This window comes from Monashia sp. NPDC004114, from assembly GCF_053603855.1.
The window spans coordinates 371,873-385,908 of the sequence record NZ_JBSGGK010000003.1; the positions used below are offsets into that span (position 1 = coordinate 371,873).

The following is a 14,036-nucleotide window of genomic DNA, read 5'->3' on the forward strand; positions in this document are numbered from 1 at the left end:
TGTTGCGGCTATTCACACGAGTGACTGTTGTGGAGATGCTACGCCCTCGCGATCGCAGCCGACCCGAGACCGACCCGAGAACAGGCCCGTCATGAGCACGACCCCAGTCCCGCTGTGGGCCACGGTTCGGCTGACGCACGCGCAGCTCCAGGCCGTCGCCGACGAGGTGGGCGTCGACCTGATCCATCTCAAGGGCCCGGCGCAGAGCGAGGAGCTCGGGCTGGCGCCGCGCGACTCCACCGACGCGGACGTGCTCGTGCGGCCGGCCCATCTGGAGCGATTCCTGGCCGGTCTGGAACGACACGGCTGGAGCCTCTACACCGGTTTCGCGGAGGGATCCAGCTTCGAGCACGCGGCCAACTACCGCCACCCCGTCTGGACCTTCGCCGACGTGCACCGCCGCCTCCCCGGTCCGACCCGACGGGCCGACGAGGTGTTCCAGCGGCTGTGGGCTAGCCGGCAGCCACTGCTGATCGCGGCGCGCCGGTGCTGGGTCCCCGATCTGACGGGCCAGGTGCTCGTGCTCACCCTCCACGCTGCGCGGTCACACGGTCGCGAGGTGCCGGCGGCCTGGGCGGCCTCGCCGGCAGCGCGCCAACGGGCGGTGCGGGTCCTGGCCCGCGACCTCGGAGCAGAGGTCGCGCTCGCTGCCGCCGTCGGTGAGCTCGAGCGGTTCGCCGGCACCCCCGAGCACGACCTGTGGCAGTGGTGGTCCGGCACGACGTCCGCGGACGAACGCCTCGCCGAATGGGCCGCCCGATGGAGGTCAGCCCGCTCCCTCCGGGAGCGCGGGACGGTCCTGCGCCGACTGGTCGTCGTCAACCGCACCCATCTCGAGCTTCGGCTCGGACACGCGCCCAGCAGCCGCGAGCTGGCCGCTGCGTATGCCGTCCGCGCCCGCAGCGGTGCGCGTGCCCTGTTCAGCCGCCTGGTCATCCGCCGCGCCGACCGTCTGCGTCGAGGAGATGGCGATGCCTGAGCGGTACCGGTGCGCGCCCGACGTCGCGTGGGTCGACGGCACCGAGGTCGGCTACCCGTCGGCGGTGGCCTGGGTGACGCTCGTTCCGGACGGTTCGGCGGTGGCCCTGGAAGGGCCCGCCTGGCTGGTGTGGGTCGCCCTCACGGAGTCGGCACAGGGCGCGACCGCGGCTGAGATCGTCGAACGGGTCCAGCGGATGCGCGGCACGGACGAGACGACGGACGGCTCGGATGGTGTGGCCGACACGGTCGTTGCCGAGGACGTCGTGGCGTTCCTCCACCACCTGGCCGAGGCCGGGCTCGTCGAGGGCGAGTAGCTCCGACCGTTGCTCGCCGTATGGATGCACCCTCTCGCGTCATATGACGACCGGTGGTGCGTCTCATTCACACGTGTGAGTCCTCGCATCCTCCCGGGTGACATCGGCTGGTGCGAGCGGCCACACAGTCCGTTCAAGCGCCCCCAGGGGAGGGCCGGTCACGAGAGCAGTGAGATGACGATCGACACGGGACGGGCGAAACCGAGCGCGGCGGGGGCCGCCGAGCAGGCCTCGGCAGGCACGGTCCCGCCCCATCCCGTGAACCCCGAGTGGCGGACCCGGCTCACGCGTCGCATCCGGTTCACCGACTCCCTCGTGGTGGGCGCGGCCGTCTTTGCCGTGCAGCTGGGCTGGCTCGGCTCGTTCGGCGCCCCGGTCTCGATGCGCGAGGACAGCCACATCCGAGGGCTCTCGTACACGCTCGTGTCAGTGGTGCTGGCGCTGGCGTGGCTCTGGACCCTGGGCCTCGCGGAGTCGCGCGGCGACCGCGTCGTCGGCGCCGGCTCGACGGAGTACCGCAAGGTCGTCGACGCGAGCTTCCGGGTGTTCGGCGGGGTCGCCATCATCGCGTTCCTGCTCCATGTCGACGTCGCGCGCGGCTACCTGCTCAGCTCGCTGCCCCTGGGCCTCGCGCTCCTGCTCTCGTCCCGGTGGATGTGGCGCCGGTGGCTCGTCCGGCAACGCCGGGCTGGGCGCTACAGCGCCCGCGTCGTCCTCGTGGGGTCGGCACGCTCGGTCGCGCAGATCGCGAGCGAGCTGGGCCGGGCTCCCGAGTCCGGCTATGTCGTCGTGGCCGCCTGCCTCACCTCCGATATCCGCGAAGGTCGCGTGCCAGGGACGTCGATACCGGTGCTCGGCAGCGTGGACGACGTCGACGTGGTCATGGCCGTCAGCGGCGCCGACACGGTGGCCGTCACGAGTACCGACGAGCTGCCACCGCTGAAGGTCAAGCAGATCTCCTGGGCGCTCGAGTCCGGGCAGCAGCACCTCGTCCTCGCACCGAGCATCGTCGACATCGCCGGTCCCCGGATCCACACGCGTCCCGTGGCCGGGCTGCCGCTGATCCACGTCGAGACACCGCGCATGACGTACGGTCAGCGCTTCGCCAAGCGGACCACCGACATCGTCTGCAGCGCGGTCGGGCTCCTCCTCATCAGCCCGCTCCTGCTCGTTCTCGCCATCCTCGTGAGGCGGTCGGGGCCGGGCCCGATCCTGTTCCGGCAGACGAGAGTCGGGCTGGATGGAGAAACCTTCCAGATGCTCAAGTTCCGGTCCATGGTCGACAAGGCCCAGGACCTGCTGCCCTCGCTGCTCGATGTCGAGCGCGACTCGGGCAACGTGGTCCTCTTCAAGATGAGGGACGACCCTCGGGTCACCGGGATCGGCCGGGTCATGCGCCGCTTCAGCCTCGACGAGCTGCCGCAGCTGCTGAACGTCCTCGCGGGCACCATGTCCCTTGTCGGGCCTCGTCCACCGCTGCAGTCCGAGGTCGACACCTACGACGACCACGTCCACCGGCGTTTCCTCGTCAAGCCCGGCATGACCGGGCTGTGGCAGGTCAGTGGACGATCGTCCCTGTCGTGGGACGAGTCCGTGCGCCTGGACCTGTCCTACGTCGAGAACTACTCCCTCGTCGGCGACCTGCTCATCCTCGGCCGGACCGTCAGGGCCGTCGCCGCCCCGGGCGAGACCGCTCATTGAGCGGCGAGTGCAGGGGAATGACGATCCTGGTCCACCGAAGGTCGGGGAGCATGCCCAGATCCCAAGATGGCGATGCATCTCGCGACACAGTGGGCTCGCTTGCGCGTCCCAGTTACCGGAGGGCGACTCGACGCTGCACAGCAGGGCAGCGGTGGTCGCACGTGTGAAGACGCTTGGGCATGATCGACGGGTCAGGCCCGCGTCGCACGTCTGCAAGCCATCGATGTGGAGGGACTCATGAGCGACCCGATGTCGCACGAACCAACGAACGAAAGCGCTGAGCGCGGACAGCAGGGCCTTGGGGCCGCCAAGATCACGCGGAGGACGGTCGCGGCCGGTATCGCCTGGACCGTGCCTGCGCTGGTCCTGGCACCGGCCGCCCAGGCGGCCACCTGCAGCATCGGGACACTGGTGACGAAGTTCGCCCAGGCCAGTGGCTCCGCGTCGGATGTGGTGACGTTCGCGATTCCGGCCGGTGCCGCCTGTATCGAGTACACGATCTGGGGTGGCGGCGGACGGGGCGGCGACCTCACCCGTGTCGGCGGAGACGGCTCGAAGTTCACGGGCACGCTCGACTTGTCCGGGTGCGCGGGCGACGTGCAGGTAACGCTCATCGCGGGTGGAGGAGGCACTTTGACCAGCGGCGGGCAGGGCTACGGCAACGGCGGCGACCCCCGCCCGCTCAGCGCGCCCAGTGGCAACTACAACATCTCGCAGTGGCGGTACGGCGGTGGCGGCGGAGGTGGCAGCGCGATCCTGCTCGGCGGGACGGGCGGTTCGCCGATCGTCGTGGCTGGCGGGGGCGGCGGCAACGGGGCGTGGGCCCACGCCGAACAGGGCAACGTCAGCTGGAACGGCGACACCTTCGGCGGCGGCTACGGCGGCGACGCCCCCGGCGGCGACGGTGGGGCTGTCCGAACGATCTTCGACGGCGACAGCACCACCTGGGTCCAGGGTGGGGGCGGCCAGGGCGCTAGCGGTGCCACCGGCGGCCCGGGAGGCATCTGGTCGCGGAACAACTTCTTCTACGCGTCCGGCATCTCGCATCTCGAGTCCAACGGCCTGACGGGCGGCAACGCCTCGGGTGGCGCCGGCGCCGATGCCGTCGGCGGCACCAACTTCTGGCTCGACTGGACGGGGACCGGCAAGAGCCTGTACGTCGCCATCTCCAGCGGAGCCGGCGGCGGTGGCTATGCCGGTGGCGGGTCGGGTGCCGCGATTGTCGCCCGGACCGTCATCAACGGTGACCAGATGATCGCCGCTGCAGGTGGTGCCGGTGGCGCCGGCAGCGACTACTACGCTGGGTCAGGCTGTGTCACCGCCACGCACACCTCACCGGTCAGCGCCGGTAACGGCGGCTCGAACGCCGCCGGCAACAACGGTGCGGGCGGCCCGGGGTACGTCGAGGTCAAGTACCGCATCTAGCCGAGCCCAACCTCTAGGTGGTGACGTCGCCGTCCGCGCGACGTCACCACCTTTCTGCCTGGGTGCTATGGCTGGGTGGCCCGCTCGGTGGCGGCCTCGAGGCGCTTCTGCGTGCGGAACTCATCGGCGTCGTCGAGACCGTGGCTGTAGCCGGCGCGGCCGGCGGCCTCGACGGCGAGCGCGATGAGCCGGCCTCGCGTCCGGCTCGGAACCCAGCGCGGCAGCCGGTCGACCACGGCGCCTGCTCGCCCGAACCCGGCTGGCGTCGACACGAGAGCCCCGACGACCGCAGTCGCTGCGCTCCAGGCCCGCGCCTGCAGCCCGTCCGGAGACCCCTTGGCCGAGCCGGACTCCGGGTGCACGGCCTCGAAGAGCCGCCGGCTCGAGCCGGAGACGAAGGCCCGCGATGCTCGCGTCCGGGCGCTCGTCGCCGGGCCTCGGTGACCGATCTCGAGTGCTGGATCGATGACGATGGACACGCCGGACTGGTGCAGCCGCAGACCCAGGTCCCCGTCCTCCCGGTAGCGGAACCGGGTGTCGAAGCCGCCGACGCGCTCCCACGACTCTCGGGTGATCGAGTTGTGCGCCGCCCAGTGCATCCAGCGCCGGTCGGGATCGCGCGCGTATGCCGCTGCGAGGTGGCGTTCGTTGGCCGGACGTCCGTAGCTCGACGCGTAGGGCGTGTCGTCGAAGAGGTCCCGGGTGAGCCCGATGACGCCCACCGGGCTCGTGCTGGACTCATGCCAGGCGACGTGGCGGCGCACCATGTCCGAGGCTGGCGACAGGTCGTCGTCGCAGCGGATGAGGACGTGCCCGCGGGCAGCGGCATACCCGGCGTTGAGGGTGGCGGACAGCCCACGCGGGGCGACGGAGATGACGGTGCGCAACGAGAGGCGAGCGGCATACCGATCGAGCAGCTCGGGGGTCTCGTCGTGGACGCCGTCCAGCGCCACGACCACTTCCCACGTCTCGGAGAGGTCCTGCGTGACGAGGGCATCGAGCAAGGCTGGGAGGCGGTGGGCGCCGTTGTACGTCGGAACGATGACGGAAGCGGTCGCCTGGCTCATCGGGGGTGGGGACAGGCTCGGCAGGACTCGACGCGCGCGCCCCGCACACGGGCTCCGCGGGCCCGCCCCGTGCCGTCGCCCGCCGCCCTCAGACCGCTCGAGCGGCCCATGCACCGGAGCCCTCCGCGGTGCAGGCAGCGACAGCCTGCACGGTCTCCGGACCGGCCCCCGGTGGCGGGTGTCCCCTTGCCCATGGGGCTCCTCTCTGCGACGTACCTGCAGAGAAAGACGCACCAGCTCGACAGGTGTGACGGCGCGGCGGTGGCCACGGTGCGACGATGCAGTTCTGGGCACAGCACGAACCACAGGAGGCGAACCGGCATGAGCAGCTCGAGGGCCGCCGCGGGCGGCGGAGCGCTTTACTCCCTCGGCATCTTCGGGGCGTGGGTCTACTTCTGGCAGCAGGCCGACGGGTTCTGGGAGTACGTCCTCGCGATCATCCAGGGCCTGTTCTGGCCCGCGTGGATGGTCTACCACGTGTTCGCGGTGCTCCGCGCGTGAGCGCGTAGGCGACGGTGCGCCGTCCTGCCGCGCTCGAGTCCCTTGCGACGATGCGTTAGTCACCACTAACGTGTTTCGGGTGGTCGACGCCTTGTCCGCTGCCGCCGAGCCGAACCGCCGGAGGATCCTGCAGATGCTCGCGTCGCAGCCACGCACCGTGAGCGAGATCGCCGCGGAGTTCACCTCGACCCGGTCGGCCATCTCGCAGCACCTGCTGCTGCTGGCCTCGGTCGGCCTGGTCGAGGCGGACAAGGTCGGCCGGACGCGCGTCTACCACGTCGTACCGGCCGGGCTCCGCCGCCTCCAGGCTGAGATCGACCGGTTCTGGACCACCGAGCTCGACCGACTCGTCGGCGACGCCCATTCCCTCAATGCCCGAAAGGCTGCTGCACCATGAACGACCACCCAGAGACAGTGACCAAGACCGTGCTGCTGCCGGTCACCCCAGACGAGGCGTTCGCCCTGGTCACCGAGCCCGAGCGGCTGCGTCGCTGGCAGACCATCTCCGCGCGCGTCGACCTGCGTGTCGGTGGCGACTATCGGTGGACGATCGTCCCCGGGCACACCGCGGTGGGGACCTTCCAGGAGATCGAGCCGGGCCGCCGAGTCGTCTTCGGCTGGGGTTGGGAGGGCGAGGAAGGCTTCGACGCGGACACGTCCACAGTGACCGTCACGCTCACGCCGGTCGAGGGCGGCACCGAGCTCACCCTGACCCACACCGGATTCCTCAACGCGGACCAGGCCGCCTCGCACGGCGACGGCTGGACGCACTACCTCGGCAGGCTCGAGACGGTGGCCGCCGGTGCCGTCGACGCCGGAGCCGACGAGTGGGCCGCGAGGCCGGACGGGTTCGACGAGCTGTCGGCGGCGGAGGCGTCGCTGGCGGTGCTGCAGTCCGTGGCCCGCCGTCTCACCACCGAAGACCAGCAGAAGCAGACCCCGTGCGCGGAGTACACCTGCCATGACGTCGCGGAGCACCTCTTCGGGTCACTGACGCAGCTCGGTGGGATGGCCGGCGGCACCGTGACCAGACCGGCCTCCGGCTCCCTCGAGGCCAAGCTCGCGGCCATGGGCATGGAGGCGATCGACGCGTGGAAGGCCCGCGGGACCGACGGCACGGTCGAGTACGGCGAGGGCGAGATGCCAGCGGCCTTCTTCGCAGCCGTCCTGAACGTCGAGCTGCTCCTGCATGCCTGGGACCTCGCCCAGGGCTCAGGCAAGCCGATCGTCGCCTCCGACGAGCTCGTCGCCTACGTCGCCACGCTCGCCGAGCAGGTCGTGCCCGGAGGCCGAGGAACCGCCTTCGGCGACGAGGTCTTCCCGGCCGCGGACGCGAACGCGCTCGACCGCCTCGCCGCCTTCGCCGGCCGGACCACGGCCGCGGCCTGACGGCGCGTCACGACCGTGCCGGCCCAGCGGCATACGGGACGGGACGGTCAAACGGGCCCATGGCCCGCCACAGTCGGTCCTTCGGACATCGAGGGGCCACCGGGGGGATCACCGAGCCGGCACCGAGGCGCCGGCGACAGCACATGAGGAGATGTCATGGCCAAGTACATGGTCTTTTACAACACGACCGCCGCGATGCGTGAGCAGATGAGCCAGATCCCGCCGGAGCAGGCGGGCGCGGGCATGCAGGAGTGGATGACCTGGGGCGAGCGGGTCGGCGACCGTCTCGTCGACATGGGCTCGCCGTTGGAGAGCGAGGGTGACGCGGACGTGCAGGTGTCCGGCTACTCGGTGATCGACGCGGACTCGGCCGAGCAGCTGGCCGGGTTCCTGGACGGGCATCCGCACACGGCGGCCGGCGGGACGATCTCGACGCAGAAGTTCCTGGAGATCCCGGGCATGTGAGGCGGCGCCCGGCCCGTCCACCCCGAGTCGAGTGGTCGTTTCGATGCAGCCCAGCGCGTGTGTCGAAACGACCACTCGACCGGAGCGGGCCGAGAACGTAAGCGTCCTGCCGGCCACTCCTGACGCTGTCACATTCGGGTCGCCATCCGTGTCGAATCGTGCGTGGGCCGTTCGACGGGCAGGTGAAGGGCTCGCAAAAGCCCTTGACCTCATGCCCACTAGAGATTTCAGGATGGACGCCATGCCCTCGACAACTCACACCTCGTTGGCCGCCGACGCACTACGCGGTGCAGTACGCGGCACTGTCATCGGCCCGGACGACGCGTCCTGGTCCGACACCACCTCGATCTTCTACTCCTACACCGGCGCCACCCCGCGGCTCGTCGTGCGTCCCTGCGACGCAGCCGATGTCGCAGCAGCCATCGGTGTCGCGCGCGACCTCGGGCTCGAGGTCGCCGTGCGCAGCGGCGGACACAGCGTCGCCGGCCACAGCTCGGTCGCGGACGGCCTCGTCATCGACCTGCGTGACCTCGACTCGCTCGAGATCGACCCCGACGCGCTCCTCGCGACGGTCGGCGCGGGCGTCACCGCCGGCCGCTACACGACAGAGGCCGGAAAGCACAGCCTGGCAACGGGATTCGGCGACACTGGCTCTGTCGGCATCGGCGGCATCACGACCGGGGGCGGCGTCGGCTTCCTCAGCCGCAAGCATGGCCTCACCGTCGACAACCTGGTCGCTGCACAGGTGGTGACCGCCGACGGCAGCGTGCACGACGTCGACGACGGCCACGAGCCCGATCTCTTCTGGGCCATCCGCGGCGGCGGCGGGAACGTCGGCATCGTCACGCGGTTCACGTTCCGTCTCCACGAGGTGCGGCAGATCGTCGGTGGGATGCTTCTGCTGCCGGCGACGGCCGAGACGGTCGCCGAGTTCATGCGGCTGGCCGTCGAGGCTCCGGACGACCTGGGCGCGATCGCTGCGGTCATGCCCGCGCCGCCGATGCCGTTCATCCCGCAGGAGGCGCGCGGCCAGGTCATCATCCTCGCGCAGCTGGCGTATGCCGGACCCGCCGAGGACGCCGACGAGGTGCTGGCGCCGTTCCGGAAGATCGCGACCCCGATCGCCGACCTGCTCGCTCCGATGCCGTATGCCGGCCTGTTCCCACCGGACGAGGCGGGCTTCCGTCCGATCGCGACCTCGGTGACCGGCTTCGCCAGCGGCATCGACACCGACCTCGCACAGACCGTGCTCGACAGCCTGTGCGCGGCGACCTCGCGACCGGGGCTCCAGATGGCTGCCGTCCAGCTGCGTCCGCTGGGCGGCGCGATCGCCCGGGTGCCGGCAGACGCCACCGCCTATGCGCACCGCGAACAGCCGATCATGTTCAACGTCGCCGCCATGGTCGGGGACGTCGCCGACCTCGACGCGCAGCACGACTGGGTGACCGAGCTGGCGTCGACGATCGCCGACGGCACCCTGGGCGCCTACGTCGGGTTCTCCATCGCCGACGACCCCGAGCAGGTGCGCGCGATCTACCCGGGAGCGACCTATGACCGCCTGGCCGCCGTGAAGCGCACCTACGACCCGGACAACGTCTTCCACCGCAACCACAACGTGCCTCCCGCCACCGGCTGAGAAGCGGCAGCGGCATACGAGCCTGCTTGGGGCTAGGGCGAGTCGACCGAGGTGAGCACGAACGCCTCGATCGGCTCGTCCTTGCCCTTGAGCTCGAGCGGGCCGAGCGGCTCGGTCCTCGCTCCCGGGAGCAGCGCGAGCGTGTCGGCCGTGACGGCGACCCCTCCGACGGGTGCCTGCCCCTCGATCCGCGAGGCCACGTTGACGGCATCGCCGATGACCGTGCTGGTCCGGCCGCCCTCGCTGCCGAGCACGCTGACGAGCACCTCGCCGCTGTTGATCCCGACGCGGAACCGGGGCCAGCCCGGGTGTTCCGCGGCGATCCGGCCGGTCTCGGCCTGAAGGTCGAGCCCGGCCTTCGCCGCCCGCACTGCATGGTCCGGCTGGTCGCCGAGCCGGTTGAAGGTGGCCATGAGCGCGTCGCCGATGATGCGGTCGATCGTGCCGCCATGGCGCTTGACCACCGCCGGGATGGCGACGGTGAAGAACGCGTTGAGCATCTCCGTGACCTCTGCGGGCTCGTGCGCCTCGGAGAAGCTGGTGAACCCGTGGAGGTCGGCGAACAGGATGGTCATGTCGCGGTAGCCCGCGAGGGTGTCGGCCGTGTAGATGTCGGCGTAGCGCTCCTCGTGCCACGACCTCTGAGCGCCCCAGGCGACGAGGACGAACGCCGCAAGCATGAGCAGGTGCCACTCCCACCAGGAGTAGAACCAGTTCGGCGCCACCGTGATCGCAACCATCGCCTCGGCGAGCAGGACGAACGCGGAAGCCATCGCCGCCGCCAGCACGCCTCCGCGGCGCACCCACAGGCGCACGTAGGCGACGGCCGAGATGGCGAACAGCACGACGGCGAGCACCGCTGAGGCGACCATCGGCCACGACGTGTGGTCGAGCCCCACCCCCGCGAAGGGACCGATGCGCAGCAGGGACGCGACACCCCACAGGACCATGAGCAGGATCAGTGCGACGCGAAGCGCCTTGGCGCGCCGCATCTCCGCGGCGGCGTTCGACGCGTCGACGTCACGGATGGAGGCGACCGCGAAGAGCGAGCCGATCGCGATCCCGACCGGTGTCGAGATGTTGAAGCCGGCGGCTGCAGCCGGGAGCAGCATGTGCGGCGTCGCGAGGGCGTGCAGCCCGAGGAAGCCTGCCGACGACAGGAACGCCAGCGACACATACATGACGCGAACGTCGCCGCGACGCACGGCCGCCGTGCCGGTGCCGTATGCCGTGATCGCGCTGAGCAGGGCCGCGAGGAACACGATCCAGAAGTGGGTCGTGTCGTGCTGCCACTTCTGGTCGTACTGCGAGCCGAACCGGAGCAGAGCCAGGCCCCCCAGAGGGATCGCGAGGACCACCGCGCCGACGAGCAGCTGTGTGCGAGAACGTGTCCCGGGCTGCGTGGTCGGCGCGGTCTGCTGCGACATGGCCTACCTCCGGGGAGTCGGCGCGAGCGCGAGGTACTGGTGCACCTCGGACACGACGACGGAACCCTCGCCCACAGCGGAGGCGACACGCTTGACCGACCCGGCGCGGACGTCGCCCACGGCGAACAGCCCGGGCACGGACGTCTCATGCGCTGTGGCGGGCCGGTCCAGCGGCCAGGTCGTGACGGCTCGCATGTCCTCGCCGGTCAGCACGAAGCCCCACCGGTCCCGCGCGACCTCGTCCGGCAGCCAGTCGGTGTGCGGCTCCGCGCCGATCATGACGAACAGCCCGTCGGTCGGGAGGGACCGCTGCTCGCCGGTCGTGCGGTCCGCGACGACGACGTCCTTGAGCCAGCCGTCGCCTCCGCCCCCCACGACCTCGGCGTTGGGCACGACGGTGATCGTCGGGGCGGCGTCGATCTCGTCGATGAGGTACTGCGACATGCTCGAGGAGAGGTCGGGGGTGCGGATCACGATCGCCACGTCCGCGGCATACCGGTGCAGGTGCAGGGCCGCCTGGCCCGCCGAGTTGCCGCCTCCGATGATGACGGCGTGCGCGCCCGTGAGCCCGTGGGCCTCTGACACGTTGGCGCCGTAGTAGACGCCTGAGCCGGTGAGCGCCTCGAGGCTCGGCACCCCCAGGCGCCGGTAGGCCACACCGGTGGACAGCACGACGGCGCGCGCACGCACCTGACCCACGTCCGACACGGTCGCGAGGAAGCCTTCCCCGTCCGCCTCCGGCACCAGCTCGGTGACGCGGCGGGTCAGCACGAAGCGGGCGCCGAAGACCCAGGCCTGCTGGAACCCGCGCTGCGCGAGCTCGGCGCCGCTGAGCCCGCGGGAGAAGCCGAGGTAGTTGCGGATCAGCGAGCTCGTGCCCGCCTGCCCACCGAGCGCCTGCTCCTCGACGATGAGGACGGACAGACCCTCGGACGACGCATAGACCGCGGACGCCAGACCGGCCGGGCCGGCGCCCACGATGAGCAGGTCCACCTCACGTATGCCGTCATGCGGGTTCGGCGTGCCGTCGAAACCGCTCAGGTCGGTGCGGATGCCCCAGGCCTCGCAGATCTCCGCGTCGGTCGGGTCGACCAGCACGCGGCCGCCGATCGCCGCCAGCCACAGGACGAGCGGACCGTCCGCGTCCTCGGGGCGGTCGGCTCCGATGGAGGTCAGCACCTCAGTCGCAGCCGGTGTCCCGCGGTCGAGGTAGGCGTGTGGGATCCCGTTGCGCGCCAACAGGCTTCGCACGGAGTGGCCCCGGGGATCGCGGACGGCGCCGACCACGACGACCTCGCGCGCCGCGCTGGCAACGGTTCGAGACCACGCCTGGACGAACTCGGAGACCGTGCGGCAGAAGAGCTCGTCGGGGGACGTCCACGGCTTGAGGACGTAGTAGTCGATATCGCCCAGGGACATCGCGCGCAGTATCGCGTCGGCCGTCTCACGTTCGGCCCAGGATCCCCAGGGCACGAGCAGAGCCCGGCCGGCATCCGGGTGGAGCGAGCGCACCGACCGGAGCAGATCGGCTCCGCCGACACCGGGCAGCCACGGGTCGGCGAGGACGAGCGCCACCGGGTCCCCGCGCTCGGCGGCCACCTCGAGCTGGCCCATCGCGGCGGCGCTGTCGGACTCGCCCCTGACCCGGAAGTCGGCGCCGAAGCGACGAGCCAGCTCACCCTCGGTCCGGGCGAGGCTGTCGAGGTCGGGATCCACAACGAGCAACAGAGGTCGGGTCACGGCAGGGCTCCGTCGGCGAGCAGGGATAGTGGGTTGGCGACCACCCCACGCCAAGAACGTACGCCGGACAGGGCCGCTCCCGCTGCGGAATCGAGATCGTCGCGCCGCCCCCTCGGGGCTCGCTCCAGTCGGCGAGGATGGGGCGCATGGCTTACGACGTCGAACGCATCCGATCGCACTTTCCCGCGCTGGGCGAGGGCGCCGCGCACTTCGATGGCCCCGGCGGCTCGCAGACGCCGGACGTCGTCGGCGAGGCGGTCGCGGCCACCCTGACGTCGGCGATCGCGAACCGCGGCACGGTGACGCCCGCCGAACGGCGCGCCGAGTCGGTCGTCGCCGAGGCCCGCGTCGCCATGGCCGACCTTCTCGCGCTCGACGCCGGAGGCATCGTCTTCGGGCGCTCCGCCACGGAGCTGACCTTCCACCTGTCCCGCACGATCTCGGGGAGCTGGGGGCCCGGAGACGAGGTCGTGGTCTCGCGGCTCGACCACGACGCGAACGTCCGCCCGTGGGTGATCGCCGCGGAGTCTGCCGGGGCAACCGTCCGCTGGGCCGAGTTCGACCCGGCCACAGGCGAGCTCACGCCTGACGACTTCGAGCGGGTCATCTCCGACCGCACCCGGCTCGTGGCGGTGACCGCAGCGTCGAACCTCATCGGCACCCGTCCAGACCTGCCGGCCATCGCCGAGGTCGCTCACCGGGCGGGTGCCCTGCTCTACGTCGACGGCGTGCACGCCACGGCACACGTGTCGAGCGACGTCCCGGCGAGCGGGGCCGACTTCTGGGTCTGCTCGCCCTACAAGTTCCTCGGCCCCCACCTCGGCGTCCTCGGAGCCAGGCCCGACCTGCTCGAGACCCTCCGGCCGGCCAAGCTCGTGCCGTCGACCGACGACGTGCCGGAACGCTTCGAGCTCGGCACGCTGCCCTACGAGCTGCTCGCGGGCACGACCGCAGCGGTCGACTTCCTCGCCGACCTCGTCCCGGCAGACGGGTCGCGCCGAGACCGGCTCGTCGCCTCGTTCGCGGCGCTCGAGGACCACGAGGACGGGCTCCTCGCCACGCTGGAACCGCGGCTACGCGCGATCCCGGGGCTGACGGCATACAGCAACGCGAAGCGTCGGACGCCCACGCTGCTCGTCAACGTCGCCGGCAGAGACGCCCAGGAGCTTCGGGTCGGCCTTGCCGAGCGTGGCATCAACGCCCCAGCGGGCAGCTTCTACGCATGGGAGTGCAGCCACCACCTCGGTCTCGGGGCAGCCGGTGGCCTGAGGACGGGCCTCGCGCCGTACACGAACGCCGACGACATCGATCGTCTTGCCCGAGGTCTCGAGGAGATCTGCGGTACGGCGCCCGGCGCGCGACGATAGACCCAGGACCTACGGGAGGAGCG

General features: G+C 71.1%; 13 protein-coding genes. 10 read left to right on the forward strand and 3 right to left on the reverse strand.

Annotation, left to right across the window (positions count from 1 at the left end):
• Window positions 1-91 precede the first annotated feature (91 nt).
• The 4 genes from ACWEOW_RS06595 (at window position 92) to ACWEOW_RS06610 (ending at window position 4,421) form a co-directional block, all read left to right on the forward strand.
• Window positions 92-979 carry a nucleotidyltransferase family protein gene (locus ACWEOW_RS06595; RefSeq protein WP_452268374.1) on the forward strand — a complete coding sequence of 296 codons (888 nt, stop codon included), beginning with the start codon at window positions 92-94 and terminating at the stop codon, window positions 977-979.
• Complete coding sequence (locus ACWEOW_RS06600; RefSeq protein WP_452268375.1) at window positions 972-1,295, forward strand: PqqD family peptide modification chaperone; 324 nt, start codon at window positions 972-974, stop codon at window positions 1,293-1,295. The genes ACWEOW_RS06595 and ACWEOW_RS06600 overlap by 8 nt, the downstream gene beginning before the upstream one ends.
• 174 nt (window positions 1,296-1,469) lie before the next feature.
• Window positions 1,470-2,996, forward strand: coding sequence for a sugar transferase (locus ACWEOW_RS06605; protein ID WP_452268376.1), 1,527 nt, complete (start codon window positions 1,470-1,472; stop codon window positions 2,994-2,996).
• A gap of 237 nt (window positions 2,997-3,233) precedes the next feature.
• Window positions 3,234-4,421: a hypothetical protein gene (locus tag ACWEOW_RS06610; RefSeq protein ID WP_452268377.1), complete on the forward strand. Its 1,188-nt coding sequence runs from the start codon at window positions 3,234-3,236 to the stop codon at window positions 4,419-4,421.
• Between the two features lie 65 nt (window positions 4,422-4,486).
• On the opposite strand, the gene ACWEOW_RS06615 is transcribed toward ACWEOW_RS06610, so the two are convergent.
• A complete protein-coding gene (locus tag ACWEOW_RS06615) occupies window positions 4,487-5,488 on the reverse strand; it encodes a glycosyltransferase family 2 protein (RefSeq protein WP_452268378.1) in 1,002 nt (333 codons plus the stop codon).
• A 321-nt stretch (window positions 5,489-5,809) separates the two neighbouring features.
• Here ACWEOW_RS06615 and ACWEOW_RS06620 point away from each other — a divergent pair, with 321 nt between their 5' ends.
• From ACWEOW_RS06620 to ACWEOW_RS06640, 5 genes are all read left to right on the forward strand, one after another.
• On the forward strand, window positions 5,810-5,989 hold the full coding sequence (locus ACWEOW_RS06620; protein ID WP_452268379.1) for a hypothetical protein: 180 nt from the start codon (window positions 5,810-5,812) through the stop codon (window positions 5,987-5,989).
• Between the two features lie 79 nt (window positions 5,990-6,068).
• A complete protein-coding gene (locus ACWEOW_RS06625) occupies window positions 6,069-6,386 on the forward strand; it encodes an ArsR/SmtB family transcription factor (RefSeq protein ID WP_452268380.1) in 318 nt (105 codons plus the stop codon).
• Window positions 6,383-7,378, forward strand: coding sequence for a TIGR03086 family metal-binding protein (locus ACWEOW_RS06630; protein WP_452268381.1), 996 nt, complete (start codon window positions 6,383-6,385; stop codon window positions 7,376-7,378). The genes ACWEOW_RS06625 and ACWEOW_RS06630 overlap by 4 nt, the downstream gene beginning before the upstream one ends.
• Window positions 7,379-7,534: 156 nt before the next feature.
• Window positions 7,535-7,843, forward strand: coding sequence for a hypothetical protein (locus tag ACWEOW_RS06635; RefSeq protein ID WP_452268382.1), 309 nt, complete (start codon window positions 7,535-7,537; stop codon window positions 7,841-7,843).
• A gap of 241 nt (window positions 7,844-8,084) precedes the next feature.
• A complete protein-coding gene (locus ACWEOW_RS06640) occupies window positions 8,085-9,479 on the forward strand; it encodes an FAD-binding oxidoreductase (protein WP_452268383.1) in 1,395 nt (464 codons plus the stop codon).
• Window positions 9,480-9,511: 32 nt separating this feature from the next.
• Here ACWEOW_RS06640 and ACWEOW_RS06645 read toward each other — a convergent pair whose 3' ends face one another.
• Window positions 9,512-10,906: an adenylate/guanylate cyclase domain-containing protein gene (locus ACWEOW_RS06645; protein ID WP_452268384.1), complete on the reverse strand. Its 1,395-nt coding sequence runs from the start codon at window positions 10,904-10,906 to the stop codon at window positions 9,512-9,514.
• Between the two features lie 3 nt (window positions 10,907-10,909).
• A complete protein-coding gene (locus tag ACWEOW_RS06650) occupies window positions 10,910-12,646 on the reverse strand; it encodes an FAD-dependent oxidoreductase (RefSeq protein ID WP_452268385.1) in 1,737 nt (578 codons plus the stop codon).
• Between the two features lie 146 nt (window positions 12,647-12,792).
• Here ACWEOW_RS06650 and ACWEOW_RS06655 point away from each other — a divergent pair, with 146 nt between their 5' ends.
• Window positions 12,793-14,013 (forward strand): cysteine desulfurase-like protein, encoded by a 1,221-nt coding sequence (locus ACWEOW_RS06655; protein ID WP_452268386.1) that lies wholly within the window; start codon window positions 12,793-12,795, stop codon window positions 14,011-14,013.
• The last annotated feature ends 23 nt before the right edge of the window (window positions 14,014-14,036 follow it).